Here is a 26,285-nt window from a genome sequence, read left to right as displayed (position 1 = left end):
GACCGGCTTCTCTTACGCCCCAAGCCTCACGCGCCCAGTGCGTGCGACACCGTGTAGATCAACAGGCCGGCCAGGGAGCCGACGACCGTGCCGTTGATGCGGATGAACTGCAGGTCGCGGCCGATGTTCGCCTCGATCTTCTTCGTGGTGTGCTCGGCGTCCCAGCTCGCCACCGTGTCGGTGATCAGGGAGGTGATCTCCTTGCGGTAGGTGGTGACGACGTAGACCGCCGCGCCCTCCACCCACTTGTCGACCTTGTCCTGCACCTTGCGCTCGCCCGCCATCCGCGAACCCAGCGACAGCAGGGACGCCCGTACGCGCAGCCGCAGCTCGCTGCGCTCGTCCTCGGCCGCCGAGACGATCATGGATCGTACGGCCGTCCAGGCGCTGGCGATGAGGTCCTGGACCTCGCCGCGGCCGAGTACCTCGCCCTTGAGCCGCTCGACGCGGGCGCGGGTTTCGGTGTCGGACTGGAGGTCGCCCGCGAAGTCCGTGAGGAAGCGGTCCAGAGCGCCGCGCGCCGGGTGGCCGGGCATGTCGCGCATCTCGGTGGCGAAGCGCAGCAGTTCCCGGTAGACGCGCTCGCCGACCTTGCGGTCGACGAACTTCGGCGTCCAGCCCGGGGCGCCGCCCTCCACGGCGTCCATCACCTCGTCGCGGTGCAGCACCAGCCAGTCGTGCGCGCGGGTGACGACCAGGTCGACGAACCGTTTGTGGCCGCCGTCGGCGACGACCTTCTCCAGCATCTTGCCGATGCCGGGCCCGATCTCCTGGGCGTTCGCCCGGCGGGTGATGGCCTCGCCGACGACGGCCTGGACGTCGGAGTCCCGCAGGACCGTCAGGGCGCCGCGCAGGGCGGTGGAGAGCTCGGCGGTGACCCGGTCGGCGTGTTCGGGGACCGCGAGCCAGGCGCCGAGGCGGCTGCCGATGCCGACGGCGCGCAGCCGCTGCCGTACGACGTCCTGGGAGAGGAAGTTCTCACCGACGAACTCGCCCAGGGAGACGCCGAGCTGGTCCTTCTTGGTGGGGATGATCGCGGTGTGCGGAATGGGGATGCCGAGGGGGTGCCGGAAGAGGGCGGTGACGGCGAACCAGTCGGCGAGCGCGCCGACCATGCCCGCCTCGGCGGCCGCTGCGACATAGCCCGCCCAGGGGCCGGCGCCGGAGTTCTGCGCCCATTTGGCGAGGACGTAGACCAGGGCCACGAACAACAGGAGACCGGTGGCGGTGAGCTTCATCTGCCGCACACCGCGCTGTTTCTCCTCGTCCGCAGGGCTGAAGGTCGTCATCGCACGGTTCACCGCGCCGCCGGGCCGGGCATGCTGCCCTCCGGCACCGGCACCCTTTTCTGCTGCTTTCGTCCGTTCCATCCGCTCCACCCGCTTGGTGATCCCGCACACATTGTCCCTTCCTGACCGACTCCTGGAACGGAACTGGAGTTCCCGGCGTCTGTCGGGAGGGGGTATTGCCACGGGGTGCTGTGAGCTTCCCCCGGCCCATGCCGCATCATGGGCACATCAGATCGGAGCCTTGGGCTCCCATCGCCCGAGGAGAACTGAACAGCATGACCCGAGGACGTGGCTACGCCCTCCTGGCCCTGGTCGTCGCAGCGATCGTGGGCCTTTCCACCGCCATATACGTCGGCGTGGCGTCCGACGACGGCCTGCGCATCCGGAACGCCACCGGCGACGGCCGCGCCCCCCACAACTCCGCCGCCCCCGCCTCCACCGGCACCTGGGTCGGCACCTGGTCCACGTCCCCCTCCGCCGCCGAACCCGGCACGGAGACCACGGGCATGGCGGACCGCTCCGTACGCAACGTCGTCCACACCAGCGTCGGCGGTACGAGTGCCCGCGTGACGCTGTCCAATCTCTACGGCCAGTCGCCGCTGAGCATCACGCGGGCGACGATCGCCGTCTCCGCGGGCAGCGGCACGGCGGCGGCACTCGCGGACACCATGCGGCAGCTGACCTTCGGCGGTGGCCCCACGGTCGTCATCCCGCCCGGCCGGCAGGTCATGAGCGACGCGGTACGGGTCGTCATCCCGCACGACTCCGACGTCCTGATCACCACCTACACCCCGACCAGCTCCGGCCCGGTGACCTACCACCGGCACGCCCGGCAGACCTCCTACGTCGCCCAGGGCGACCACGCGCAGGACGCCACGGGCACGCCGTACACCGAGCGGATCGGGTCCTGGCGGTACCTGACGGCGCTGGACGTGCTGAGCAACGAGTCCGACGGCACGGTCGTCGTCCTCGGCGACTCCCTGACGGACGGCATCACCTCCACGCCGGACACCAACGGCCGCTGGACCGACGTGCTCTCCGACCGGCTGCGCGCCGAGATCGCCTCCGGGCGGGACCTGCCCCGCTACAGCGTCGTCAACCAGGGCATCAGCGGCAACCAGGTCCTCGCCGACGGCCTGGGCCGCCCCGCGGACAACCCCAGCGGCCTGAACCGCTTCCAGCGGGACGTGCTGGAGCGGACGAACGTCAAGGTCGTCGTCATCGACCTCGGCGTCAACGACATCCTGCGCAACCCGCGCCTCGCCGACCCGAACGCGATCCTCGCCGGGCTGCGGACGATGGTGGGACAGGCCCACGCGCGCGGTGTGAAGGTCATCGGGGCGACGCTGATGCCGTTCCACGGGCACCGCGGGTACACGGAGGCGCGTGAGGCGGTCCGCCAGACGATCAACGCGCAGATCCGCGCCGGGCGGGTGTACGACGCCGTGGCCGACTTCGACCAGGCGCTGCGTGACCCGTACGACCCGCGGCGGCTGCGGCCCGACTACGACTCGGGCGACCATCTGCACCCCAGCGACAAGGGGTACGCGCGGATGGCGGAGTCCTTCGACCTGCAGACGCTGAAGGGGTCGGCGCCGGCGGAGCTGTAGTCCCGTCTCTTCCCGTCCCGTGCCCGCTGCCTGCCCACAGACGGCGGGCACACGAATGCCGGGGCCCGGGTCGGCGTCAGTGCTCCCAGTGGGAGTCCCGCCGGTGCGGCTCGTCCAGCTCCCGCCGCCCCGCCTTGCGCTCCAGCTTCTCCTGACGGCGCTCCTCGCGGATCCGCAGCTTCTCCGCACGGGTCAGCTTCCGCTGGACCCCGACGCCGCCCCAGAACGCGAAGCCCGTGACGACGACCCGCGGGGCGCCCGGCTCACCCGGCACGCCCTCCTCACGGTGGTTGAAGCCGCCCATGACGCCGATGCCGCGGACGACGACCTCGACCCCGGGCGGCACGATCACGTCCACCCCGCCCATGATCGCGAACGCGTTGACCTCGACCTCGCGGTCCGCGAAGTTCGCCTCACGCAGGTCGATCTCCCCGCCGCCCCAGAAGGCGAGGCAGGTGAACCGCCGGGGCATCGTCCAGCGCCCCTTGCGCTGGAAGCCCGACATCACGGCGACGGCCCACGTGGAGGACCCCTCGCCGCCGACGATCCGCCCGGACCAGTCAGGCCCGGCGGCCACGTCCTTCGCCAGGGACACCGACGGCACCGCGACACCCGCGGCCGGCAGGTCCCGGGTGATCGGCGCCAGCTCCCCGTAGGTGCGCGCCTTGTACGTCGCGTCCAGCCGCTCCTCGAACTCCTCCATGTCGAGGCGCCCCTCCGCGAGGGCGTCCCGCAGGATCTCGGCGACCTGTTCACGGTCGGCGTCGGAGGCACGGAGGTCCGGGACGGCGTCGTCGGTCATACCCAGCAGATTACGAGTTCGCCCCGCCGGAGGCTACGAGATCGCCCGCTCGGCCTGATCCGGCGAGGGCCCGGGGGTGTCGCCCGATGAATGCAGCATCTTCGCGATCACCGCCTCGATGTCCGGCTCCCGCACCGACAGGTCCACCAGCGGGTACTCGGCGGCGATCCGCGCCACGAGCGGCGCCGCCGACTCCCCCGCCGGGAACGCCAGCCACTGGCGCGGACCGTCCACGCGCACCACCCGCGCGGGAGCAGGCGCCTCGATCGGCGGAAGTTCCCGTTCCAGGTCCACCACCAGGACCCGCTCGCTCTCCCCCGCCTCGTGCAGCCCGGCGAGCGGGCCGTCGTACATCAGGCGCCCGTGGTCGATGACCATCACCCGCTTGCACAACTGCTCGATGTCCTGCAGGTCGTGCGTGGTCAGCAGCACCGTCGTACCGCGCTCGGCGTTCAACTCCCGCAGGAACTCCCGCACCTTCGACTTGGAGACGACGTCAAGACCGATGGTCGGCTCGTCGAGGTACAGCACCTCCGGGTCGTGCAGCAGCGCCGCCACGATGTCGCCGCGCATCCGCTGACCCAGGGAGAGTTGCCGCACCGGCACGTCCAGCAGGTCGCCCAAGTCGAGGAGTTCGACCAGACGGTCGAGGTTCTCCCGGTAACGGGCGTCCGGGATCCGGTACATGCGGTGCATCAGCCGGTAGGAGTCCAGCAGCGGCAGGTCCCACCACAGCGTCGTACGCTGCCCGAACACCACGCCGATACGGTGCGCGAGGCGCGTCCGCTCCCGGGAGGGGTCGATGCCGGCCACCCGCAGCCGGCCCGCGCTGGGCGTGAGGATGCCGGTCAGCATCTTGATCGTGGTGGACTTGCCGGCGCCGTTCGGGCCGATGTAGCCGACCATCTCGCCGCGTTCCACACGGAAGGAGATCGAGTCGACGGCCCGCACCTGCCGCCGCTCCCGCTTCATGAAGCCGGTCTTCTTGCGCACCTCGAAGACCTTCTCGACGCCGTCGAGTTCGATGAATCCGCTGTCCACCCCGGTCAACTCCCTGTACTCCGGTACGAACGAAGCCCCGTCCGCCACGCCAGCCCGGCCAGCACACAGCACGCCACCGCGACCACTGGCGAGGCGAACGCCGCCCACCCGGGCAGCCCGATCGGGTACGGCCGCCCCAGCACGTAGGCGGCGGGCACCCAGTTGACGAAGGCCAGCGGCAGCATGAAGGTCACGCCCCGCACCAGGTCCTTGCCGAACACCGACGGCGGGTACTGCAACAGCGTCGTCCCGCCGTAGGTGAAGGCGTTCTGCACCTCGGCGGCGTCCTGCGCGTAGATCTGGAAGGCCGCGCCCGCCACGAACACCGCCGAGAAGATCGCCGCGCCGCTGACCACCATCACCGGCACCAGCAGCACCTTCGGCACGCTCCAGTCGACGTCCACCGACACCAGCGCCCAGCCGAGCACCACCGCGCCCTGGGTGATCCGGCCCAGGCGCCGCAGCGCGAACCGGTCGGCACCGACCTGGGCCAGCACCGGCACCGGACGCACCAGCAGCGTGTCGAACGAGCCGTCGCGCATCCGGGAGCCCAGGACGTCCATCGAGCCGAGCACCAGATCGGCGATCCCGAACGACGTCACCGACAGCCCGTAGAGGAAGGCCACCTCGGGCAGCGACCAGCCGCCCAGCGAGTCGACCTGCGAGAACATCAGCAGGATCCCCACGAAGTCCAGGCCGGTCACCGTCAGGTTGCCGAACACCGTCACGACGAAGGAGGTCCGGTAGGCCATGCTGGAGCGCACCCACATCCCGGCGATCAGCCGGTAGGCCCGCAGACCCTCCAGCAGGACACCGCGCTCAGCCACCCTGCACCACCACCCGCCGCGTCGCGGCCGACTGCAGCAGCCGTCCCGCCGCCAGCAGCGCCACGGCCCACGCCGCCTGGAAGGCGAACGCCCGCAGCGGGTCCGTCTCCCCCATCAGGACGTCCGCCGGCATCTGGATCTGCGCCGCCCACGGCAGCACCCGCACCACCTCGCCGAACACGCCCGGGAAGGCGTTCAGCGGCAGCACCATGCCCGAGAAGAAGATCCCCGTGACCATCAGCACCTGGTTGACGCCCATGCCGTCCAGCAGCCAGAACACGCTCAGCGCCGCCAGATAGCGGATGGCGAAGCTCACGACCGTCGCCAGCAGCAGCGTGACCACGAAGGCCGCCCAGGGGGTGACCGACGTCGGCAGCGCCATCGGGAAGAAGAGCGCACCGAACAGGAACGGGATCACGCCCCGCCCCAGCATCTGGAACAGCGCCCGCCCCACGTCACCGGCCAGCCACCACAGTTGGAGATCGGCCGGCCGGTACAGGTCGACGGCGATGTCACCGGTGCGGATGCGATCCATCAGGTCCTTCTCGGCGCCCCCGCCCTGGATCGCCAGCGTGGCGTAGAGGCACTGCCCCAGCCAGACATAGGTCACGGCCTGCGCCTGGTCGTATCCCCCGAGATGCGGCTTCTCGTCCCACAGCGCCAGATACGTGTAGACGAGGATGACGCCGAAGACCGTGTTGGTGAACACGCCGGCCACCGTGGCCGCCCGATACGTCGCGTACCGTCTGAAACCGCCCGCCGCGACGGCCGCGTACAACCGTCCCGAGCCCACATCCACAGCCCTCCTCGCCGCCCGGCACCGAAGCGCAGGAGCCTAGTCCTCCCGTGAACGGGCGTGCCACGCAATTTCGGGGAGCGGCGGGAGCGCCGCGGGGCGGGTGCGCCCCGGCCCAGACGGTACGATCCGTTGCGTCCGCGCGGGCCGAGGCGCCGTGGCCAGGGCGAGCAGCGTGACGGCGGTGCCGGCCGGGCGAAGCGTGGGAGCCGTCGCGATCCACGGTCGGGGTCCCCCTTCGGACGAACGTCGCGCAGGCGAGATCACGATTCGGGCAGAAGCGCGGAGCACCGCGTTTCACCCTGTGCCCGCCCGCGCACCCGCCCGCACGCGGCCCGCCTCACCACACGGCTCACAGCCCGGCCCTCGATCAGGGAACTGATCAACGGATGGGACAGTCTTCACCACAGGGGCGCAAGAGCGAGCAGAGACGTACGGAACGACGTACGACGCGAAACAGGAGTCCGTGCACGACATGAGTGACGAGCCTCAGCCGCAGCAGCCGAATCCGGGCTGGGCAGCGAGCCAGCCGCAGGCGCACGCCGACGGCGACCCGGGCACGCCCGCGGCCACGGCGGCCGGGAAACCGAAGCGGACCGGCTGGCGCCGGGCGATCCCGACCTGGCGCATGACGCTCGGCGGCTTCATCATCGTCGTCCTGCTGCTGGTCGGCGGGTTCTTCCTGGGCTACTCCCTCGTGAAGATCCCCCCGGCCAACGCGCTCGCCACCAAGCAGGCCAACGTCTACCTCTACGCGGACGGCTCCGTGATCGCCCGCGACGGCGAGGTCAACCGGGAGAACGTCACCCTCCCGCAGATCTCCAAGGACGCCCAGCACGCCATCCTGGCCGCCGAGGACCGCGACTTCTACACCGAGTCCGCCGTCGACCCCAAGGCCATGGTCCGCGCCGCCTGGAACACCGCCCTCGGCAAGGGCAAGCAGTCCGGCTCCACCATCACCCAGCAGTACGTGAAGAACTACTACCTGCGCCAGGAACAGACCGTCACGCGCAAGGCCAAGGAGTTCTTCATCGCGATCAAGCTGGACCGCGAGGTCAGCAAGGACCACATCCTCGAGGGCTACCTCAACACCAGCTACTTCGGCCGCAACGCCTACGGCATCCAGGCCGCCGCCCAGGCCTACTACGGCATGGACGCCAAGGACCTCGACCCGGCCCGCGCCGCCTACCTCGCCGCGCTCGTCAACGCCCCCAGCCAGTACGACGTCGTCGCCCACCCCGAGAACCGCAAGGCCGCCGAGTCCCGCTGGAACTACGTCCTGGACGGCATGGTCAAGAAGGGCTGGCTCAGCGAGTCGAAGCGGGCCGGCATGAAGTTCCCCATGCCGAAGGAGTCCACCCTCTCCACCGGCATGTCCGGGCAGCGCGGCTACATCGTCCGGATCGTCAAGGACTACCTGGTCCAGAACAAGATCATCGAAGAGAGCAAGCTGGACGCCGGCGGCTACCGCATCACCACGACCCTGCAGAAGGGCAAGCAGGACGCGTTCGTGAAGGCCGTCAACGACAAGCTGATGTCCAAGCTCGACAAGAAGAACAAGGTCGACACCTACGTCCGCGCCGGCGGCGCCTCCGTCGACCCCAAGACCGGCAAGGTCGTGGCGATGTACAACGGCGTCGACTACGTCAAGCAGTACACCCCGAACGCCACCCGCAGGGACTTCCAGGTCGGCTCCACCTTCAAGCCCTTCGTGTTCACCTCGGCCGTCGAGAACCACTCGGAGACCCAGGACGGCCGCGTCATCACCCCGAACACCATCTACGACGGCACCAACAAGCGCCCCGTCCAGGGCTGGACCGGCGACCCCTACGCCCCCGAGAACGAGGACCAGCGCTCCTACGGCGACATCACCGTCACCGAGGCCACCGACAGTTCCGTGAACTCGGTGTACGCGCAGATGGCCGCCGACGTCGGCCCCGCCAAGGTGAAGCAGACCGCGATCGACCTGGGCGTCCCCGAGACCACCCCCGACCTCGCCGACGGCCCCGCCATCGCGCTCGGCACCGCCACCGCCAGCGTCCTCGACATGGCGGAGGCCTACGCCACCCTCGCCAACCACGGCCGGCACGGCACGTACACGATCGTCGAGAAGGTCACCAAGGAGGGCACGCCGATCGACCTGCCCGAGCGGCGCACCCGGCAGGCCGTCAGCCGCGAGGCCGCCGACACCACCACCTCGATGCTGCGGAGCGTCGTCCAGAACGGCACGGCCTCCGCCGCACAGGCCGCGGGCCGCCCCGTCGCCGGCAAGACCGGCACCGCCGAGGAGGACACGGCGGCCTGGTTCGCGGGCTACACCCCCGACCTCGCCACCGTCGTCTCCGTCATGGGCCAGGACCCCGTCACCGCCGCCCACAAGTCGCTGTACGGCGCCATGGGCCTGCCGCGCATCAACGGTGGCGGGGCGCCCGCGGAGATCTGGACCCAGTTCACCCAGGACGCCCTCAAGGGCAAGCCCGCCAAGGAGTTCGACCTCAGGCTCCAGCCCGGCGCCAACGTCTCGCAGGCCCCCAGCAGCGAGGCCCCGGCCGACCCGACCACCGGCGGCACCACGGACGGCGGCACGACCACCGGCGGCGAGGAGACCGGCACCCAGACGCCCGAGCAGAGCCCCAGCGCCCCCGAGGGGCAGACCGAGGGCCAGACCGACGGCGGCACCACCGACGGCGGCACCGGCGGCGAGTCCCCCACCGGCGGCGGCACAGCGGACGGCGGCACGACCGACGGCGGCACCACGGACGGCGGTACGGCCGACGGCGGCACCACGGAGGGCGGTGGCGGCGGCGACACCAGCGACGGCGGCGCGACGGGCGGCCCGACCGGCCCCGGCTGGGGCGTGGTCCCACAGGGCGCACGCCGCGAGTAGCACGGCGACGGCTCAGGACCCCTCAGTGACCGCTGGTCGCCTTCAGCCCCACCACGGCGACCAGCAGCAGGCACACGAAGAAGATCCGGGCGGCGGTCGCCGGCTCACCCAGCACCGCCATGCCGAACACCGCCGCCCCGGCCGCACCGATGCCCACCCACACGCCGTAGGCGGTACCGATGGGCAGGGTCTTGGCGGCCTGCGACAGCAGCAGCATGCTGGCGACGATGCCGGCGCCGGTGAGCAGGCTGGGCAGCGGACGCGTGAACCCGTCGGTGTACTTCATGCCGACGGACCACCCCACCTCCAGCAGACCGGCGACGACGAGCAGAACCCAGGCCATGACGGGCACCTCCGGGAAACGGGCTGACGGTGTCGGTGCGTCGTCTTTGCCTTGATCCCGGTACGGCGCGTCTCGTCGGGGGGGCCTCCAACGTAGCAAAGCCGCACGGCATGACGAAGGGGCCGGTGACCACCGTCACCGGCCCCTTCGTCATGGGTTCTAGAGGTACAGGCCCGTCGAGTCCTCGGCGCCCTCGAAGCGGTCCGCGGCCACCGCGTGCAGATCACGCTCGCGCATCAGCACGTACGCGATCCCCCGCACCTCGACCTCCGCGCGGTCCTCCGGGTCGAACAGCACCCGGTCGCCCGCCTCCACCGTCCGCACGTTCTGCCCCACCGCGACGACCTCGGCCCACGCCAGCCGCCGGCCGACCGCCGCCGTGGCGGGGATCAGGATGCCGCCGCCGGAACGCCGCTCGCCCTCGCTGGTGTCCTGCCGCACGAGTACGCGGTCGTGCAGCATCCGGATGGGCAGCTTGTCCGGATGGGTACTGTGCTCGTTTCTCTTGGCGCTCACGCCCTGAAACCTACCTGTCTTCCCCGCAAACGTACGCAGTCGGGTCAGCCCTTGCGCCGCCGCGTGCTGACCGCGAGCAGCCCGACCACGCCCACGACGACGAGCGCGACGGGCACGACACGCTCCAGCCGGGGCGCCCCGTCCTCGTCCACGAACCGGGCACGCACATCGGTGACGGCCCGGTTCACCCCCACGTAGGCCCGCCCGAGGGTGTGATCGATGTTGGAAGCGACCTTGGCCTTGGCATCCCCGACGATCGTCTTGGGGTGCACGCGCACCCCGATCTCGTCGAGGGTCTCGGCCAGGGTCGCGCGGCGGCGCCTGATGTCCGCCTCGATCTGCGCCGGGGTCCTGGTGTCCGCCGTGTCCGCCACCGTGTCGCCTTTCGAAGTCGGTGTGAAGCCTGTGCAGGACAGTCTGTCAGCTCCACGGCTCATCACACTGTCAGCACCCCCGGTTACCCTGGCCCGATGAGCGAGCGACTCCAGCCGGGGGACGTGGCCCCCGCCTTCACCCTGCCCGACGCCGACGGCACCGAGGTGTCCCTGTCGGACCACAAGGGCCGCAAGGTCATCGTGTACTTCTACCCGGCCGCCCTCACCCCCGGCTGCACGAAGCAGGCCTGCGACTTCACGGACAACCTGGAGCTGCTGACGGGCGCGGGCTACGACGTCATCGGCATCTCCCCCGACAAGCCGGAGAAGCTGGCCAAGTTCCGCGAGAAGGAGTCCCTGAAGGTCACCCTCCTCGCCGACCCTGACAAGCAGGTCCTGGAGTCCTACGGCGCCTTCGGCGAGAAGAAGCTGTACGGCAAGACGGTCGTCGGCGTCATCCGCTCCACGATCGTCGTGGACGAGGAGGGCAAGGTGGAACGCGCCCTGTACAACGTCAAGGCGACGGGCCACGTAGCCAAGATCATCAAGGACCTGGGGGTCTGAGACCCCGCTGATCGCTTCGAGAGCGGCTCGTACTGGCGAACCTCCGGTACGAGCCGCTCCGCATTTCCGCACGCATTCCGGGCGTGACCGTCCGATAAACGGTTCGTTACTCCGTGCGAGACCACGAACGGGCGGTCGGGGACGGAGGGGCGGTTCATGGGGGTCAGGTACACCCGCGAGCTACTGGAAGAAGCAGCCCGGGCAACAGCGAACTGGGACGACGCCGTCCGGTGGTGCGGAGGCACACCCACGCCGGGCAGCAGACGCTATCTGCGCCAGAAGATGTCCGAAGCAAGCGTGGATGTCTCGCACTTCCCCGCACGGTGGGCACGGCACACCGAGGAAAGACTCCGCAGTGCGGTGGCGGCGTCGACCTGCGTCAATGATGTGCTTCGCTCCCTCGGTGTCAGCCCTGTCGGTGGCAATCACGCGCATATCAGCCGCCGCATCGCCGCGCTGGGCATCGACACATCCCACTTCGCGACATCAGCGCCAGGGCCGAGACGATTTCGCGGCGACCTCCTCACTCTCGGGACCCCTCAAGCCGGAAGAATCCCGGGAAGTCGACTGCTTCGGCATCTCATGCGCATCGGGGTCCCGCAGGAGTGCGCGATGTGTGGCACCGGGCCCTGGTGGAACGGCAAGCCCCTCCGGCTGGAGGTCGACCACGTGAGCGGCGACTGGTGGGACAACCGCCCGGGGAACCTTCAGCTGCTCTGCCCCAACTGCCATGCCGTGACGGACACATACCGGGGCCGCAGGCGGAGGGTGGTCTCGTGAGCACGCCGAGGTACACACGAGACCTGCTGACCCGCACTGCTGCCGAGGCCACCAGCGTGGTCGACCTGATGCGCCGGGTGGAGGCCCCTTTGGGGAGCGGCCCTCGCCGTTATCTCAGCAAGCGGCTGCAGCACTACGGCATCGACACTTCCCACTTCCGGGAGGAGCCACTGCCGGAACGCGAACGGCGCAGCTATCCGGAAGAGCTCCTCAGAGAAGCCGCCGCCCGGTCGACCAGCATCAGGGAGGTGGTGCAGTACATGGGGCTTTCTCCGCGCGACAGCCCCTACGGTTACATCAGGAAGAAGCCGGACGCCTTCCGGATCGACACCTCGCACTTCATCGGGAGAGGCGGCAATCGCTCAGGGGCCCTCTTTCCACGCGAAGACATCACACGAGCCGTCGCCGCATCGCACAGCTTGGCGGGCGTGATGCGCATGCTCGGCCTCTCCCCTGCCGGCGGTTCCGGGCGAGCGAGGGTCCGACACAGCATCGAGTCTTACGGCCTGTCGACCGCCCATTTCACAGGGCAGGCTCATTTCCGCGGCACGGCCTCCCCACGTCGCAAATCCGCGGCACAGATCCTGGTGAGGCTTGCCCCTGGCTCGCCACGCACCCTGACCGTCCTTCTGAGGCGAGCACTCGACGACCTCGGCGTACCCCACGTGTGCAACGAGTGCGGCGCTGGGGAGAACTGGCAGGGCAGAAAACTCGTCCTGGAACTCGACCACATCAACGGCGATCGGCTGGACAACCGGATCGAGAACCTGCGGTATCTCTGCCCCTCCTGTCACAGTCAGACCAAGACCCACTCCCGACCTCGCCGCACCGCCACCGCTTGTGGCCCAGTACAGTAACGGCGATGGGTCCGTACCCCAGCTGGCCAAGAGGGCGCCGGTTTAGGTCCGGTGTGTCGTGGGTTCGAGTCCCACCGGGCCCACCACTCATAGGGGCGCAGCATCTTCATGGTGCCGCGCCCCTCGGCGTACGTGGTTCCCAGCAGTCCCTCAGCCCAACAGCTCCCGCACCACCGGCACCAGCGCCCGGAACGCCTTCCCCCGGTGGCTGATCGCGTTCTTCTGCTGGGGGGTCAGTTCCGCGCAGGTCCGCGTCTCCCCCTCCGGCTGGAGGATCGGGTCGTAGCCGAAGCCGCCCGTGCCCGTCGGCTCGTGGCGGAGGGTGCCGCGGAGTTGGCCCTCGACCACCCTTTCCGTGCCGTCGGGCAGGGCCAGGGCCGCCGCGCAGGCGAAGTGGGCGCCGCGGTGTTCCTCGGCGATGTCGGAGAGCTGGGCGAGCAGGAGGTCCAGGTTGGCCTTGTCGTCGCCGTGGCGGCCGGACCAGCGGGCGGAGAAGATGCCGGGGGCGCCGTTGAGGACGTCGACGCAGAGGCCGGAGTCGTCGGCGACGGCGGGCAGGCCGGTGGCCCGGGCCAGGGCGTGGGCCTTGAGGAGGGCGTTCTCGGCGAACGTCACGCCCGTTTCCTTGACGTCGGGGATGTCCGGGTAGGCGTCGGCGCCGACGAGTTCGTGGGGCAGCCCGGCTTCGGCGAGGATCGCGCGAAGTTCGGTGATCTTCCCGGTGTTTCGGGTGGCTAGGATCAGGCGACTCATGCCCCCAGTATTGCGGGGGCGGAATCGCGCCCCGTCAGGGGCGCGGGGAACTGCGCGAGCGACTACGACGAGCCCGTACCCGGCCACCGCCCCGCGGTGCTACGGCGTGCAGACCTTCGTCAGTTCGCCGGCCGCGTCCGTGACGCCGCTGATGTCAGGTGTCTTGTCGCCGTTCTCGACGGCCCCCTGGACCTCGATCAGAGCCTTGCGCATGTCCTGGGTCGCCTTGTCCAGGTCGGCGTTGTCCGTCTTGTCGCCGATCTTGTCGAGGTTGTCGCCGATGGACTGGATGGACTCGTCGATCTGCGTCGGGTCGTTCGACGCGTTGTCCACGGCCTGCTGGAGCTCGGTCACGCTGTCGGCGACGGCTTCCGCGGTCTGGACGCAGTCGAGTGCCTTGTTGACGGCGTCGCAGCCGGTGGTGAGTCCGGCGGTCAGCGCGACGGCCGCCAGGGTGGCGGCGACGGCTGCGGTGCGGCGTCCGCGTCGACGGCTCGCGGCCATGGAACGGTCCCTCCCTCGTTCGGGCCCTGTCACGGCCCCATGTGATGGCCGGGCGCACGGCGGTGAGCCGTGCGCCCGTACTCCTCCAGACGCGGAAGCGATCGGTGCGGTTGCCGCCGCCGATCACTTCTTTTGGCGCGCTCTTTACTTACCGAGCTCCGTACCGAGGGCCTTGTGCTGGAGCGCCGCCAGCTCGGTGCAGCCGGAAACGGCCAGGTCGAGCAGGGAGTCGAGCTCCTCGCGGGCGAACGGTTCCGCTTCGGCGGTGCCCTGGACCTCGACGAAGCGGCCGTCGCCGGTGCAGACGACGTTCATGTCGGTGTCGGCCCTGACGTCTTCCTCGTAGCAGAGGTCGAGGAGGGGGACGCCGCCGACGATGCCGACGGAGACGGCGGAGACGGTGCCGGTGAGGGGTTTACGGCCGGCCTTGATGAGCTTCTTGCCCTGGGCCCAGGCGACGGCGTCGGCCAGTGCCACGTAGGCGCCGGTGATCGCGGCCGTGCGGGTGCCGCCGTCGGCTTGGAGGACGTCGCAGTCGAGGACGATCGTGTTCTCGCCGAGGGCCTTGTAGTCGATGACGGCGCGCAGGGAGCGGCCGATGAGGCGGCTGATCTCGTGGGTGCGGCCGCCGATCTTGCCGCGGACGGATTCGCGGTCGCCGCGGGTGTTGGTGGCGCGGGGCAGCATGGAGTATTCGGCGGTGACCCAGCCTTCGCCGCTGCCCTTGCGCCAGCGGGGGACGCCTTCGGTGACGGAGGCGGTGCAGAAGACCTTGGTGTCGCCGAAGGAGACGAGGACGGAGCCTTCGGCGTGCTTGCTCCAGCCGCGCTCGATGGTGATGGGGCGGAGCTGTTGGGGGGTGCGGCCGTCGATTCGAGACATGCGGCTGAGCCTATCCGTACCGCGAGGGGCCCTTCCCGCGGTGGGAGGGGCCCCGGTGGTGAGGTGGGGGGGGTCTCAGGGGGTGAAGCCCGGGACGATCCCCGCCCTTCACATCATGTCTTCGATCTCCGCCGCGATGGGATCGGCGTCGGTGCCGATGACGACCTGGATCGCGGTGCCCATTTTGACGACGCCATGGGCGCCGGCGGCCTTCAGGGCGGTCTCGTCGACCTTGGCGGGGTCCACGACCTCGGTGCGGAGGCGGGTGATGCAGCCTTCGACTTCTTCGATGTTGTCGATGCCGCCGAGCCCGGCAACGATCTTCTCAGCCTTGGTGGCCATGTTCGTTCTCCCTGATCCGAACCGCTTTGTCGCAGTAACCCACAGTTGGCCCATCTTCGCGAGCGGCCCTGTCGTGTGTGCCGAAGGATGGCGTCACGTTCGTGCGACCGTCGAACGACTGGTCTACACCACGAGCCCGCCTCTCGACAAAAGTCTCTCGCCGAAAGCCTGAAGCTCGACGAAGGGGACCGGGATGAGTGCCGACAGTCCCGCCGGCGCCGCGCCGGCCGTCAGCCCTGCGCGGGCTCGCTGGAACCGGCTGTTCCAGGGGTTGCAGAAGATGGGCCGCAGTCTGCAGTTGCCGATCGCGGTGCTGCCGGCGGCGGGGATCCTGAACCGGCTGGGGCAGCCGGATGTGTTCGGGGACGACGGGCTGGGATGGACGAACGTCTCGAAGGTGATGGTGGGGGCGGGCGGTGCGCTGCTGGACAGTTCGCTGGGGCTGCCGCTGTTGTTCTGTGTGGGCGTCGCGATCGGGATGGCGAAGAAGGCGGACGGTTCGACGGCGCTGGCGGCGGTGGCCGGGTTCCTCGTGTACTTCACGGTGCTGCGGCAGTTCCCGGAGGACTGTCCGGAAGGGTCGGTGGCGGTGCCCGGCGTCGGGTGCCAGGTGACCGACGGGGACCGGGAGGTGACGGCGTTCGCGTTCCAGAATCCCGGGGTGTTCGGCGGGATCGTGATGGGGCTGCTGGCGGCGTTCTTCTGGGCGCGGTTCCACCGGACGCGGCTGGTGGACTGGCTGGGGTTCTTCAACGGGCGGCGGCTGGTGCCGATCATCATGGCGTTCGTCGCGATCGGGTTCGCCGCGCTGTGCCTGTGGGTGTGGCCGCCGATCGGTGACGCGCTGGAGAGCTTCAGCGACTGGATGGACGGGCTGGACGCGTGGGGCGCGGGCGTGTTCGGGGTGGCGAACCGGGCATTGCTGGTGGTGGGGCTGCATCAGTTCCTGAACGTGCCCGTCTGGTTCCAGTTCGGCTCGTTCACGAAGCCGGACGGGACGGTGGTGCACGGTGACATCAACATGTTCCTGGCGGGGGATCCGGATGCGGGTCAGTTCACCTCGGGGTTCTTCCCGATCATGATGTTCGCGCTGCCGGCGGCGGCGCTGGCGATCACGCACTGCGCGCGGCCGGCCCGGCGCAAGGAGGTCGGGGGCCTGATGGTGTCGGTGGCGCTGACGTCGTTCGTCACGGGCATCACGGAGCCGATCGAGTACTCGTTCCTGTTCGTCGCGCCGGTGCTGTACGGCGTGCACGCGCTGCTGACGGGGGTGTCGATGGCGGTGACGTGGGCGCTGGGGGTGCACGACGGGTTCAGCTTCTCGGCGGGGTTGATCGACTACGTCATCAACTGGAATCTGGCCACGCGACCGTGGCTGATCGTTCCGATCGGTCTGGGTTTCGCGCTCCTCTATTACGTGATCTTCCGGTTCGCGATCAGCAAGTTCGATCTGAGGACTCCGGGGCGGGAGCCCGAGGAAGACGTGGAGGACAGCGCCAGGGCGTGATCGTCCGCAGCATGCGGAATTGGCGGGTTCCACTCGTTCGGCCTACCGTGCTACAACTGGTCTACACCACTCACCGGTGGAGGTCGCGCGGTGGAGACCGCGTTCCCCTTTCTTTGAGACGCCGCCGCTCCCCGTCGCATTCTTCCTGGGCGGCGCCGTGCCCCCTGGAGGAAGTTCATGTCCACAGACACCGCCGCGCCCGCGAGCCCGAAGAGGGGCTCGACCGTGATGGCCGTCATGCAGCGGATCGGCCGCAGCCTCATGCTGCCCGTGGCGGTGCTGCCCGCCGCCGCGCTGCTGGTCCGGCTCGGCAACCCCGACATGCTCGGGCGCGAGTCGTTCCCCGCGTTCATCACCAAGATCGCGAGCTTCATGGCGGCCGGTGGCAACGCGATCCTCGACAACATGGCGCTGCTGTTCGCCGTGGGCATCGCGATCGGTTTCGCCAAGAAGTCGGACGGCTCCACGGCCCTGGCCGCCGTGGTCGGTTACCTGGTCTTCAAGAACGTGCTGGCCACGTTCACCGACAAGAACCTGCCGAAGGTCGCGACGGTCGTCGACGGCAAGGTCGCGATGGTCGACGCTCCGGTGGACGCCAAGGTCCTCGGCGGTGTGGTCATGGGCCTCGTCGTGGCGCTGCTCTACCAGCGGTTCTACCGCACCAAGCTGCCGGACTGGGCGGGCTTCTTCGGCGGCCGCCGCCTGGTGCCGATCCTGTCGGCCTTCGCGGGCCTGGTCATCGGCATCGTCTTCGGTTACGTCTGGCCGGTCCTCGGCACGGCCCTGCACAACTTCGGCGAGTGGCTGGTCGGCTCCGGGGCGGTCGGCGCGGGCATCTTCGGTGTCGCCAACCGTGCGCTGATCCCGATCGGCATGCACCACCTGCTGAACTCCTTCCCGTGGTTCCAGGCCGGCACCTACGAGGGCAAGAGCGGCGACATCGCCCGGTTCCTCGCGGGCGACCCGACCGCCGGGCAGTTCATGACCGGCTTCTTCCCGATCATGATGTTCGCCCTGCCCGCCGCGTGCCTGGCGATCGTGCACTGCGCCCGGCCCGAGCGCCGCAAGGTGGTCGGCGGCATGATGCTGTCCCTCGCGCTGACCAGCTTCTTCACGGGCGTCACCGAGCCGATCGAGTTCACGTTCATGTTCATCGCGCCGGTGCTGTACGCGATCCACGCCGTGCTGACCGGTGTGTCGATGGCGCTGACCTGGGCGCTGGGGATGAAGGACGGCTTCGGCTTCTCGGCCGGCGCGATCGACTTCGGCCTGAACCTGGGCATCGCGACCAACCCGTGGGGCCTGGTCCTGGTCGGACTGTGCTTCGCGGCGGTCTACTACGTGGTCTTCCGCTTCGCGATCACCAAGTTCAACCTGCCGACGCCGGGCCGGGAGTCCGACGAGGAACTCGCCGAGCTGCAGAAGGCGGAGGCCAAGTAGGCCCGAGCCACGCAGGAGGCCCCGGAACCCGAGCGGGTTCCGGGGCCTTCGCGCGTGCGGGCGCCAGGGCTTATATCTCGTACGTCTGCCCCGGCGCGGCCAGGTCCACCCGGCCGTCGTAGACCTCGCGGGCGTCGACGAGGTTGACCTGGGGGTCCGTCCACGGCGGAATGTGGGTGAGGACCAGGCGGCGGGCACCGGCCCGGGCCGCCGTCTCCCCCGCCTCGCGGCCGTTGAGATGGAGGTCGGGGATGTCCTCCTTGCCGTGCGTGAACGCCGCCTCGCACAGGAACAGGTCGGCGTCCCGGGCCAGTTCGTCCAGCGCGGGGCTCACTCCGGTGTCGCCGGAGTACGTCAGCGTCCGGCCGCCGTGCTCGATCCGGATGCCGTACGCCTCCACGGGGTGGGCCACCCGCTCGGTGTGCACCGTGAAGGGGCCGATCTCGAAGGTGGACGGCTTGACCGTGTGGAAGTCGAAGACCTCGCTCATGGAGGAGGCGGAGGGGGTGTCCGCGTAGGCGGTGGTCAGCCGGTGTTCCGTGCCTTCGGGGCCGAAGACGGGGAGTGGGTCGCAGCGGCCGCCGTCGTGGCGGTAGTAGCGCGCGACGAAGTACGCGCACATGTCGATGCAGTGGTCGGCGTGCAGATGGCTGAGGAAGATCGCGTCGAGGTCGTAGAGACCGCAGTGGCGCTGCAGCTCGCCCAGGGCACCGTTGCCCATGTCGAGAAGCAGCCGGAAGCCGTCGGCCTCGACGAGGTAGCTCGAGCAGGCCGATTCCGCGGACGGGAACGACCCCGAGCAGCCGACGACGGTGAGCTTCATGAAGCAGAAACCTCCGCTGGCGGGATAAGTCTGAGAGGGGCGTCGGGGGTCGTGCGGTCCGTCGAGCGTAAGGCGCAAAACCTCCGGTAGCTCCTCCGCCAAGGCCTGTTGTGGGCGAACTCACCTGTGGTGTCACCGGTTCGGCTGGCAGAGCCGGGGGGTGATCCCTGTGAGGGGGGCGCGCGGCAGGGGCGGCGCCGGTAACGTCTTTCAGTATGGACACGTCCTGGTGGCTGGCGCTCGCCGCGGTGGTGCTGCTCGCGCTCGTCGCCACGCTCGTCGACGGCTGGGGCCGGGGCCGGCGGCCGTCGGCCCGGCGCGGCCGGAGCGCGGGCCCCGCCCTCGCGGAGGGCCGGCCGCAGCCGGCGGAGATCTGGTGGGCCGATGTGCCCTATGAGGACGAGGCCCGGACGAAGGACCGGCCCTGTCTGGTGCTGGCGGTGCGCGGGGAGCGGGCGACGGTCGCGAAGATCACCACCCGGTTCCGTGACGAGCGCACCGGGGTGATCCCGCTGCCGCCGGGCTCGGTCGGTGACGCCCAGGGCCGCGCGAGTTTCCTGGAGACGGACGAGTTGCGGGAGGTCCCGGTGTGGGGCTTCCGCCGGCGGGTCGGCGTGGTGGATCCGATGCTGTGGGACCAGGTGCGGTACCTGGCGGGCTGAGGATCTGAGCAGGAACACCGGAGAAGAGGTACCGGAAAAGGGCTGGAGTCGTGGACTCCAGCCCTTCGTGTCGGTGGTGCTCGCCGTCGGTTACGCCCAGAGCTGGCCCTGGAGGGTGTCGATGGCCTCCTCCGTGGTGGCCGCCGTGTAGACGCCGGTCGAGAGGTACTTCCAGCCGCCGTCGGCGACGACGAAGACGATGTCGGCCGGCTCTCCGGCCTTGACGGCCTTCTTGCCGACGCCGATCGCGGCGTGCAGCGCGGCGCCCGTGGAGACACCGGCGAAGATGCCCTCCTGCTGGAGCAGCTCGCGGGTGCGGGTGACCGCGTCCGCGGAGCCGACCGAGAAGCGGCTGGTGAGGACGGACGCGTCATACAGCTCGGGGACGAAGCCCTCGTCGAGGTTGCGCAGGCCGTAGACCAGGTCGTCGTAGCGCGGTTCGGCGGCGACGATCTGGACGTCCGGCTTGTGCTCGCGCAGGAAGCGGCCGACACCCATGAGGGTGCCGGTGGTGCCGAGGCCGGCCACGAAGTGCGTGATGGACGGCAGGTCGGCGAGGATCTCGGGGCCGGTCGTGGCGTAGTGGGCGCCGGCGTTGTCCGGGTTGCCGTACTGGTAGAGCATCACCCAGTCCGGGTGCTCGGCCGAGAGCTCCTTGGCGACGCGCACGGCGGTGTTGGAGCCGCCCGCCGCCGGGGAGGAGACGATCTCCGCGCCCCACATGCCCAGCAGGTCCCGGCGTTCCTGCGAGGTGTTCTCCGGCATCACGCAGACGATGCGGTAGCCCTTGAGCTTCGCCGCCATCGCCAGGGAGATGCCGGTGTTGCCCGACGTCGGCTCGAGGATGGTGCAGCCCGGGGTCAGGCGGCCGTCCTTCTCCGCCTGCTCGATCATGTGCAGGGCCGGACGGTCCTTGACCGACCCCGTCGGGTTGCGGTCCTCCAGCTTCGCCCAGATGCGGACGTCGGCGGACGGCGACAGCCGCGGCAGGCGCACCAGGGGGGTGTTGCCGACCGCGGCCAGGGGGGAGTCGTAGCGCATGGTTGATCAGACCATGCCGCCGGCCACGGCCGGCAGGATCGTGACGTTGTCGCCGTCCGACAGCTTGGTGTTGATGCCGTCGAGGAAGCGGACGTCCTCGTCGTTCAGGTACACGTTGACGAAGCGGCGCAGGCTGTCGCCGTCCACGATGCGGGCCTGGATGCCGGCGTGCCGGGTCTCGAGGTCGGTGAAGAGCTCGGCGAGGGTGTCTCCCTTGCCCTCCACTGCCTTCTGACCGTCGGTGTAGGTGCGGAGGATGGTCGGGATGCGGACCTCGATGGCCATGGCTTCAGGGCTCCTGTCGGGAGTAGTCAGTCGGGGCGCGCGGCAGCGCAGGAACAGCAGGTGGTGCGTGTGTGCAGCGCCGCGGCTCACGGCCGTACGGCGGCAGGGACCGGCGTCAACAGATGGCGCTGGCGAGCCTGCACAGGTCGACGTGCAGCCGCGCCACGAGCAGATCGCCCGGCGTCTTTTCGCTCACGTCGTGGAAAACCATGGGCTCATCGTATCGATTCCCGGTCCGGGTCCTGGAATGTGATCCCACATGGCGGACGTTTTCGGGCCGGGGAGTGAGACCGCCCTGTTCAGACGTCCTCAGTAAGCCTCGACGACCTGGACCTCTTCCTCCGTGACCTCGCCCTCCACGATGCGGAAGGAGCGGAACTGGAACTCGCCGGCCCCGTCGGTGTCGGCGGTGGAGACGAGGACGTAGTGCGCGCCGGGCTCGTTGGCGTAGGAGATGTCGGTGCGTGAGGGGTAGGCCTCGGTCGCGGTGTGGGAGTGGTAGATGACCACCGGCTCCTCGTCGCGGTCGTCCATCTCCCGGTAGAGCTTGAGCAGGTCGCCGGAGTCGAACTCGTAGAACGTGGGCGACATGGCGGCGTTCAGCATGGGGATGAAGCGCTCGGGGCGGTCCGAGCCCGCCGGGCCGGCGACGACGCCGCACGCCTCGTCGGGGTGGTCCTTGCGCGCGTGGGCGACGATCTGGTCGACGAGGGCCTGGGTGATGGTCAGCATGCTCGCCAGGATAAGCAGAAGGGCCGTTCCGTACCGAGGGTTGGTACGGAACGGCCCATATGCCGGACGCCCTGAGCGGCGGCCGCAGGGAGTGCCACGAGTACTCCCTGCGGCGGGCGTCCCGCGGGTTGGTCAGCCGACCTGTTCGAACTCCGGGTCGCGGCGCTCGGTGAGCTGCGGGTTGCGGCGCTTGAGGAGCGCCCAGCCGACGCCGAGGGCGACGGCCCAGCCGGCGGCGACGTACAGGCAGACCCGGGCGTCCTTGTCGTACGCGATCATGCAGGTCACGCCGATGAGGAAGAGGAGCGCGACCCAGCTGAAGAGCGCGCCGCCGGGGGCGGGGAAGGACGAGGCGCGCAGTCGGCCCGCGTCGACCGCGGCGCGGTAGCGGATGTGGCTGACGAGGATCATCATCCAAGTCCAGATGCCGGCCGCGGTGGCGACGGAGGTGACGTAGAGGAACGCCTTCTCCGGGACGACGTAGTTCAGGACGACGCCGATGCCCATGAGCGCCACGGAGACGGTGATGCCGACGGCGGGCGTCTTGCGGGCGTTGAGCTTGCCGAACGCCTGCGGGGCCTCGCTGTTGGAGGCCAGGTCGCGCAGCATGCGGCCGGTGGAGTACATGCCCGAGTTGCAGGACGACAGGGCCGCGGTGAGCACCACGAAGTTCACGATGCCCGCGGCGAGCGGGATGCCGATCTTGCCGAAGGCGTGCACGAAGGGGCTCTCGCCGGCGGAGAACTCGGTCCACTTGACGACGGAGAGGATCACCAGCAGGGCGCCGACGTAGAAGACGATGATGCGCCAGGGCAGGGTGTTGATGGCCTTGGGCAGGGTCTTCTCGGGGTTCTCGGACTCGCCCGCGGTGACGCCGACGAGCTCGACGGCGAGGTAGGCGAACATGACGCCCTGAAGCGTCATCAGGCTGGAGCCGATGCCGTTGGGGAAGAAGCCGTCGTGTGCCCAGAGGTTGGAGACGGTGGCGGTGTCACCGGCGTCGGAGAAGCCGAGGGTGAGCACGCCGAGGCCGATGACGATCATGCCGATGATGGCCGTGACCTTGATCATCGAGAACCAGAACTCGACCTCGCCGAAGATCTTGACAGAGATCAGGTTGACGCCGAAGAGCACCACCAGGAACACCAGGGCGCTGACCCACTGCGGGATCTCGGGGAACCAGAAGTGGATGTAGATCGCGGCGGCCGTGAGTTCGGCCATGCCGGTGACCACCCACATGAGCCAGTACGTCCAGCCCGTGACGAACCCGAAGAACGGGCCGAGGAACTCGCGGGCGTACTCGGCGAAGGAGCCGGAGACCGGACGGTAGAGCAGCAGCTCGCCCAGCGCTCGCATGATGAAGAAGATGATCACGCCCGCGAGGGCGTACATGAGGATGATGCTGGGGCCGGCCTTGGCGATGTTCGCCCCGGCGCCCATGAACAGACCGACGCCGATGGCGCCGCCGATCGCGATCATCTGGACCTGACGGCTGCCGAGTCCGCGCTCGTAGCCCTCTTCAGGTGCTTTCTCCGTGTCGACCTGCGCAGAGGTCATGTGTGGTGCGCCTTTCTCCATGCCGACCCGGGCCTCTCGTCGGCCTCGGATCGGGTTTCGATCCCCCCGGAATGATGGAGCTGAGCGGGCCCGCGAGCCCGCTCGTGCCTGGCCGGCGGTTGCCGGCTCGGTGGCGCACCCGGCCGAACATTCGGGTGGTGTTCTGCCGGGCGGTCGTGAAGATTTATCACGCCCGAAACACTGATCACACGCGCGCGATGTGGCGCACGGCACAGGGAAAAGCAGACAAAAGGCACCCGAAGAGGCCATAGGAGGCGGGTGCGGTGATGCGATCGTTATCCGGATTTGAGTGTCCTCTGAGCGAACACCGTTCGGTCACTCAGTGGTCACACAATCTGCACCGATCAGGGCATAAGGGTTCCGACCAGCGTCTCCTGGAGTCCACCGAGCCACAGGTAGGCCATCACCATCGGTTTGCGCGGGTCGTCGTCCGGGAGGCGGTAGAGGAGGTCGGTGTCCTCGTCGTCGGTGATCTCCAGCCGCGAGCCGATCGCGAGCCGCAGGTCGTTCAGGGCCCCGAGCCACTGCTGGGACTCGGCCGGCGACAGCTTCAGCACGGCACCGCCCTCGCCTGCGGAGGCCGAGGCGAGCGCGTCGAGAGAGCGGATGATCGCGAGCGCGTTGTCCCGCTTGCCGGCCCGCAAGTCGTTCTCGGTGTAGCGGCGGAACTCCGCGGAGTGCGCCCGCTGCTCCTCGGCGTCCCGCGGTGAGGCGGGCTGCTCGGGGTCGCTGTAGGCGTCCGGGAAGAGCCGCCTGAGCACCGGGTCGCCGGGCGGCTCGCTCGGGCCCTCGGCGAACAGCTCGGCTAGCGGGTCGTCGGGGGCGTCCGCGCCGGGGCCGGGGCCGATGAGCTCCAGGAGCTGGACGGCCAGCGACCGGATGATGGAGATCTCGACGTCGTCGAGGGCGACGGCCGCGCCGCCGCCGGGGAGCGGTTCGAAGGTTCCGGGCATGAACGCCTTTTCGCTGCTGGGCGGGGTGCTGGCTACTTGCGGTCCTGCTGGAGGGTGGCCCACAGGCCGTAGCCGTGCATGGCCTGCACGTCGCGTTCCATCTCCTCGCGGCTGCCGCTGGAGACGACCGCCCGGCCCTTGTGGTGGACGTCGAGCATGAGCTTGGTGGCCTTGTCCTTGGAGTAGCCGAAGTACGACTGGAAGACGTACGTCACGTAGCTCATGAGGTTGACCGGGTCGTTGTGGACGATCGTGACCCACGGGACGTCCGGCTCGGGGACGGCGAAGACCTCCTCCGCCGACTCGGTGCGTTCGATCTCCAGGGGCGCGGGTGACGTCACACTGCCCATGCTGCCACCCGAGGGGGGTAGTCGCACAAACGGGCCTGGCCGCAAGGCGATCGCGTGTCCGCGGACTGCAATCGTCAGACTGACGAAATGGGGGTACGCTCCTCACATGAACACAGCGGACCTTGGGCTGCCGGTGGACGTACCTTCGACGGCTCTCTTCACGGACCAGTACGAGCTGACGATGCTGCGGGCCGCCCTGGCGTCGGGCACGGCCGAGCGGCGGAGCGTGTTCGAGGTCTTCACCCGGCGGCTGCCGAACGGGCGCCGCTACGGCGTCGTGGGCGGCACCGGCCGGGTACTGGACGCGGTGGAGAACTTCCGCTTCGACACAGCCGTGCTGAACTTCCTGCGCGAGCGGGGGATCGTCGACGAGGAGACCCTGGACTGGCTCGCCGGCTACCGGTTCCGCGGCGACATCTGGGGCTACCCCGAGGGCGAGGTGTACTTCCCGGGCTCGCCGATCATGCGGGTCGAGGGCACCTTCGCCGAGTGCGTGCTGCTGGAGACCGTGATCCTGTCGATCCTCAACCACGACTCGGCGATCGCCGCGGCCGCCTCGCGCATGTCGGCGGCGGCGGGTGACCGGCCGCTGATCGAGATGGGCGCCCGGCGCACCCACGAGCTCGCGGCGGTGGCGGCCTCCCGGGCCGCGTACGTCGGCGGTTTCGCCACCACCTCCGACCTGGCGGCCGGTTTCCGGTACGGCATCCCGACCGTCGGCACCTCCGCGCACGCCTTCACCCTGCTGCACGACAACGAGCGGGACGCCTTCCAGGCCCAGGTGAACACCCTGGGTCGCGGCACCACCCTGCTGGTGGACACCTACGACGTCGCCGAGGCGGTCCGCACGGCCGTCGAGGTCGCCGGGACCGAGCTGGGCGCGGTGCGGATCGACTCCGGCGACCTGCTCCTGGTGGCGCACCGGGTGCGCCAGCAGCTGGACGAGCTGGGTGCGACCGGCACGAAGATCGTGGTGACCTCGGACCTGGACGAGTACGCGATCGCCTCGCTGGCGGCGGCGCCGGTGGACGCCTACGGCGTCGGGACGCAGCTGGTGACCGGCTCCGGCCACCCCACCTCCTCGATGGTCGCGAAATTCTGCAGACCGAGCGCAACCTGCGGAGTTCGTCCGCCGAGCACATCACCAACCAATTCGGCAGGAACAGAGCTGTTTTCGAACGCAGCCACATCAGCATCGAAAGCTGCCCTTAACAGAAGATCGATCGGCACATCCCCGTCGACCCGAAGTCGAAGAGGCACCGTATCCACGAACATGCCGACCACGCCGTCGAGCTGAGGCGTCCGCCGTCCGTCGACAGCTGTCGCGATCACGACATCGGGATTTCCACTCAGCTTGGCAAGCACCACGGACAACGCCGCATGAACCACCGCAAACAGCGAGACCTTCAAGCGGTCGGCTCGCGCCTGCAGTGCCGAGGTGATGACGGCTGGTATCACGAAGTTCACTCGCTGCGCCACGGAATCCGGCCCGCCATCAGAGTGATCCACCGTCAGCGGCGACACAGATGTCACACCGTCCAGCGTTCGGCGCCAGAACTGCTCGACGCCAGGGGAAACGTCACGTGCTGCCTCCCACGCGGCAAAATCCCCGTACTGGATCGGCAACGGAGACCATTGCGAATCCAGTCCAGCTCGTCGCTTGCCGTACGCGGTCAGCAGGTCGCCGACCACCGTTCGCAGAACGACAGCAGGTCCTCCAGCTCGTCCTTGGTCCCCATCGTGGACC

General features: G+C 69.5%; 29 protein-coding genes, 1 tRNA gene, 1 pseudogene and 1 riboswitch. Of the genes and pseudogenes, 10 read left to right on the top strand and 21 right to left on the bottom strand.

Features of this window, described 5'->3' with window-relative positions:
- Positions 1-26 precede the first annotated feature (26 nt).
- On the bottom strand, positions 27-1,370 hold the full coding sequence (locus ABT116_RS16120; RefSeq protein WP_502983875.1) for a DUF445 domain-containing protein: 1,344 nt from the start codon (positions 1,368-1,370) through the stop codon (positions 27-29).
- Between the two features lie 194 nt (positions 1,371-1,564).
- Here ABT116_RS16120 and ABT116_RS16115 point away from each other — a divergent pair, with 194 nt between their 5' ends.
- The gene (locus ABT116_RS16115; protein WP_351633238.1) at positions 1,565-2,899 is read left to right on the top strand and encodes an SGNH/GDSL hydrolase family protein; all 1,335 of its coding nucleotides are present in this window, start codon (positions 1,565-1,567) and stop codon (positions 2,897-2,899) included.
- Between the two features lie 76 nt (positions 2,900-2,975).
- Here ABT116_RS16115 and ABT116_RS16110 read toward each other — a convergent pair whose 3' ends face one another.
- The 4 genes from ABT116_RS16110 to ABT116_RS16095 are packed head-to-tail and all read right to left on the bottom strand — an operon-like array spanning position 2,976 to position 6,362.
- A complete protein-coding gene (locus ABT116_RS16110) occupies positions 2,976-3,701 on the bottom strand; it encodes a DUF1707 SHOCT-like domain-containing protein (RefSeq protein ID WP_351633236.1) in 726 nt (241 codons plus the stop codon).
- 33 nt (positions 3,702-3,734) lie between these two features.
- A complete protein-coding gene (locus ABT116_RS16105) occupies positions 3,735-4,742 on the bottom strand; it encodes an ABC transporter ATP-binding protein (RefSeq protein WP_351633233.1) in 1,008 nt (335 codons plus the stop codon).
- A 5-nt stretch (positions 4,743-4,747) separates the two neighbouring features.
- The gene (locus tag ABT116_RS16100) at positions 4,748-5,569 is read right to left on the bottom strand and encodes an ABC transporter permease (RefSeq protein WP_351633231.1); all 822 of its coding nucleotides are present in this window, start codon (positions 5,567-5,569) and stop codon (positions 4,748-4,750) included.
- Entirely contained in the window at positions 5,562-6,362 is an 801-nt protein-coding gene (locus ABT116_RS16095; protein WP_351633264.1) for an ABC transporter permease, read from the bottom strand. Before ABT116_RS16095 ends, ABT116_RS16100 begins: the two co-directional genes overlap by 8 nt.
- 478 nt (positions 6,363-6,840) lie before the next feature.
- On the opposite strand from ABT116_RS16095, the gene ABT116_RS16090 reads away from it, so the two are divergent.
- Positions 6,841-9,252 carry a transglycosylase domain-containing protein gene (locus tag ABT116_RS16090; protein ID WP_351633228.1) on the top strand — a complete coding sequence of 804 codons (2,412 nt, stop codon included), beginning with the start codon at positions 6,841-6,843 and terminating at the stop codon, positions 9,250-9,252.
- A 22-nt stretch (positions 9,253-9,274) separates the two neighbouring features.
- Here the strand turns inward: ABT116_RS16090 and ABT116_RS16085 are convergent, their stop codons facing one another.
- The 3 genes from ABT116_RS16085 to ABT116_RS16075 form a co-directional block, all read right to left on the bottom strand.
- The gene (locus ABT116_RS16085) at positions 9,275-9,595 is read right to left on the bottom strand and encodes a DMT family transporter (protein ID WP_033308144.1); all 321 of its coding nucleotides are present in this window, start codon (positions 9,593-9,595) and stop codon (positions 9,275-9,277) included.
- 34 nt (positions 9,596-9,629) lie between these two features.
- Positions 9,630-9,697, bottom strand: a riboswitch (guanidine-III (ykkC-III) riboswitch).
- 57 nt (positions 9,698-9,754) lie between these two features.
- The gene (locus ABT116_RS16080; protein WP_031140106.1) at positions 9,755-10,111 is read right to left on the bottom strand and encodes a GroES family chaperonin; all 357 of its coding nucleotides are present in this window, start codon (positions 10,109-10,111) and stop codon (positions 9,755-9,757) included.
- A 44-nt stretch (positions 10,112-10,155) separates the two neighbouring features.
- The gene (locus tag ABT116_RS16075; RefSeq protein WP_184984190.1) at positions 10,156-10,485 is read right to left on the bottom strand and encodes a DUF3618 domain-containing protein; all 330 of its coding nucleotides are present in this window, start codon (positions 10,483-10,485) and stop codon (positions 10,156-10,158) included.
- 96 nt (positions 10,486-10,581) lie between these two features.
- Here ABT116_RS16075 and bcp point away from each other — a divergent pair, with 96 nt between their 5' ends.
- From bcp to ABT116_RS16055, 4 genes are all read left to right on the top strand, one after another.
- Positions 10,582-11,049 (top strand): thioredoxin-dependent thiol peroxidase, encoded by a 468-nt coding sequence (gene bcp, locus ABT116_RS16070; RefSeq protein ID WP_351633224.1) that lies wholly within the window; start codon positions 10,582-10,584, stop codon positions 11,047-11,049.
- 156 nt (positions 11,050-11,205) lie between these two features.
- On the top strand, positions 11,206-11,829 hold the full coding sequence (locus ABT116_RS50875; protein ID WP_502983874.1) for an HNH endonuclease: 624 nt from the start codon (positions 11,206-11,208) through the stop codon (positions 11,827-11,829).
- Between the two features lie 68 nt (positions 11,830-11,897).
- A complete protein-coding gene (locus ABT116_RS16060) occupies positions 11,898-12,686 on the top strand; it encodes an HNH endonuclease signature motif containing protein (protein ID WP_351633262.1) in 789 nt (262 codons plus the stop codon).
- 7 nt (positions 12,687-12,693) lie between these two features.
- Positions 12,694-12,772, top strand: a tRNA-Leu gene (locus ABT116_RS16055).
- A 64-nt stretch (positions 12,773-12,836) separates the two neighbouring features.
- On the opposite strand, the gene rdgB is transcribed toward ABT116_RS16055, so the two are convergent.
- From rdgB to ABT116_RS16035, 4 genes are all read right to left on the bottom strand, one after another.
- Positions 12,837-13,439 (bottom strand): RdgB/HAM1 family non-canonical purine NTP pyrophosphatase, encoded by a 603-nt coding sequence (gene rdgB, locus ABT116_RS16050; RefSeq protein WP_351633218.1) that lies wholly within the window; start codon positions 13,437-13,439, stop codon positions 12,837-12,839.
- A gap of 99 nt (positions 13,440-13,538) precedes the next feature.
- The gene (locus ABT116_RS16045; RefSeq protein ID WP_351633215.1) at positions 13,539-13,943 is read right to left on the bottom strand and encodes a hypothetical protein; all 405 of its coding nucleotides are present in this window, start codon (positions 13,941-13,943) and stop codon (positions 13,539-13,541) included.
- Between the two features lie 144 nt (positions 13,944-14,087).
- A complete protein-coding gene (gene rph, locus ABT116_RS16040) occupies positions 14,088-14,825 on the bottom strand; it encodes a ribonuclease PH (RefSeq protein ID WP_351633213.1) in 738 nt (245 codons plus the stop codon).
- A gap of 108 nt (positions 14,826-14,933) precedes the next feature.
- Complete coding sequence (locus ABT116_RS16035) at positions 14,934-15,167, bottom strand: PTS sugar transporter subunit IIB (protein WP_086602225.1); 234 nt, start codon at positions 15,165-15,167, stop codon at positions 14,934-14,936.
- 193 nt (positions 15,168-15,360) lie between these two features.
- On the opposite strand from ABT116_RS16035, the gene ABT116_RS16030 reads away from it, so the two are divergent.
- Both ABT116_RS16030 and ABT116_RS16025 read left to right on the top strand, forming a co-directional pair.
- Positions 15,361-16,674 carry a PTS transporter subunit EIIC gene (locus ABT116_RS16030; protein ID WP_351633210.1) on the top strand — a complete coding sequence of 438 codons (1,314 nt, stop codon included), beginning with the start codon at positions 15,361-15,363 and terminating at the stop codon, positions 16,672-16,674.
- A 177-nt stretch (positions 16,675-16,851) separates the two neighbouring features.
- Positions 16,852-18,114, top strand: coding sequence for a PTS transporter subunit EIIC (locus tag ABT116_RS16025; RefSeq protein WP_351633208.1), 1,263 nt, complete (start codon positions 16,852-16,854; stop codon positions 18,112-18,114).
- A 70-nt stretch (positions 18,115-18,184) separates the two neighbouring features.
- On the opposite strand, the gene ABT116_RS16020 is transcribed toward ABT116_RS16025, so the two are convergent.
- On the bottom strand, positions 18,185-18,937 hold the full coding sequence (locus ABT116_RS16020; protein WP_351633205.1) for an MBL fold metallo-hydrolase: 753 nt from the start codon (positions 18,935-18,937) through the stop codon (positions 18,185-18,187).
- A 215-nt stretch (positions 18,938-19,152) separates the two neighbouring features.
- Here ABT116_RS16020 and ABT116_RS16015 point away from each other — a divergent pair, with 215 nt between their 5' ends.
- A complete protein-coding gene (locus ABT116_RS16015; RefSeq protein ID WP_351633202.1) occupies positions 19,153-19,599 on the top strand; it encodes a type II toxin-antitoxin system PemK/MazF family toxin in 447 nt (148 codons plus the stop codon).
- A 90-nt stretch (positions 19,600-19,689) separates the two neighbouring features.
- Here the strand turns inward: ABT116_RS16015 and ABT116_RS16010 are convergent, their stop codons facing one another.
- From ABT116_RS16010 to clpS, 7 genes are all read right to left on the bottom strand, one after another.
- Positions 19,690-20,640 carry a PLP-dependent cysteine synthase family protein gene (locus ABT116_RS16010; RefSeq protein WP_351633200.1) on the bottom strand — a complete coding sequence of 317 codons (951 nt, stop codon included), beginning with the start codon at positions 20,638-20,640 and terminating at the stop codon, positions 19,690-19,692.
- Between the two features lie 6 nt (positions 20,641-20,646).
- The gene (locus tag ABT116_RS16005) at positions 20,647-20,925 is read right to left on the bottom strand and encodes a MoaD/ThiS family protein (protein WP_030837819.1); all 279 of its coding nucleotides are present in this window, start codon (positions 20,923-20,925) and stop codon (positions 20,647-20,649) included.
- 115 nt (positions 20,926-21,040) lie between these two features.
- Positions 21,041-21,136, bottom strand: a complete 96-nt coding sequence (locus ABT116_RS16000; RefSeq protein ID WP_311688247.1) for a putative leader peptide — start codon at positions 21,134-21,136, stop codon at positions 21,041-21,043.
- Between the two features lie 98 nt (positions 21,137-21,234).
- On the bottom strand, positions 21,235-21,657 hold the full coding sequence (locus ABT116_RS15995) for a M67 family metallopeptidase (protein WP_031140077.1): 423 nt from the start codon (positions 21,655-21,657) through the stop codon (positions 21,235-21,237).
- Positions 21,658-21,789: 132 nt separating this feature from the next.
- Entirely contained in the window at positions 21,790-23,214 is a 1,425-nt protein-coding gene (locus ABT116_RS15990) for an amino acid permease (RefSeq protein WP_351633196.1), read from the bottom strand.
- 365 nt (positions 23,215-23,579) lie between these two features.
- A complete protein-coding gene (locus tag ABT116_RS15985) occupies positions 23,580-24,188 on the bottom strand; it encodes a DUF2017 domain-containing protein (RefSeq protein WP_351633193.1) in 609 nt (202 codons plus the stop codon).
- A 32-nt stretch (positions 24,189-24,220) separates the two neighbouring features.
- Complete coding sequence (gene clpS, locus ABT116_RS15980) at positions 24,221-24,538, bottom strand: ATP-dependent Clp protease adapter ClpS (protein WP_031102986.1); 318 nt, start codon at positions 24,536-24,538, stop codon at positions 24,221-24,223.
- A 106-nt stretch (positions 24,539-24,644) separates the two neighbouring features.
- On the opposite strand from clpS, the pseudogene ABT116_RS15975 reads away from it, so the two are divergent.
- A pseudogene (locus ABT116_RS15975) lies at positions 24,645-25,637 on the top strand (nicotinate phosphoribosyltransferase); the annotation flags it as partial.
- Here the strand turns inward: ABT116_RS15975 and ABT116_RS15970 are convergent.
- A complete protein-coding gene (locus tag ABT116_RS15970; protein ID WP_351633259.1) occupies positions 25,571-26,230 on the bottom strand; it encodes a condensation domain-containing protein in 660 nt (219 codons plus the stop codon). The pseudogene ABT116_RS15975 and the gene ABT116_RS15970 sit on opposite strands and share 67 nt — an antisense overlap.
- Between the last annotated feature and the right edge of the window lie 55 nt (positions 26,231-26,285).

Source organism: Streptomyces sp. NPDC002130 (assembly GCF_040296465.1).
In the GTDB taxonomy this organism is placed as follows: domain Bacteria; phylum Actinomycetota; class Actinomycetes; order Streptomycetales; family Streptomycetaceae; genus Streptomyces.
Note: the sequence above shows the minus strand (reverse complement) of the source record. Positions and strands in the feature narration are given on the sequence as shown.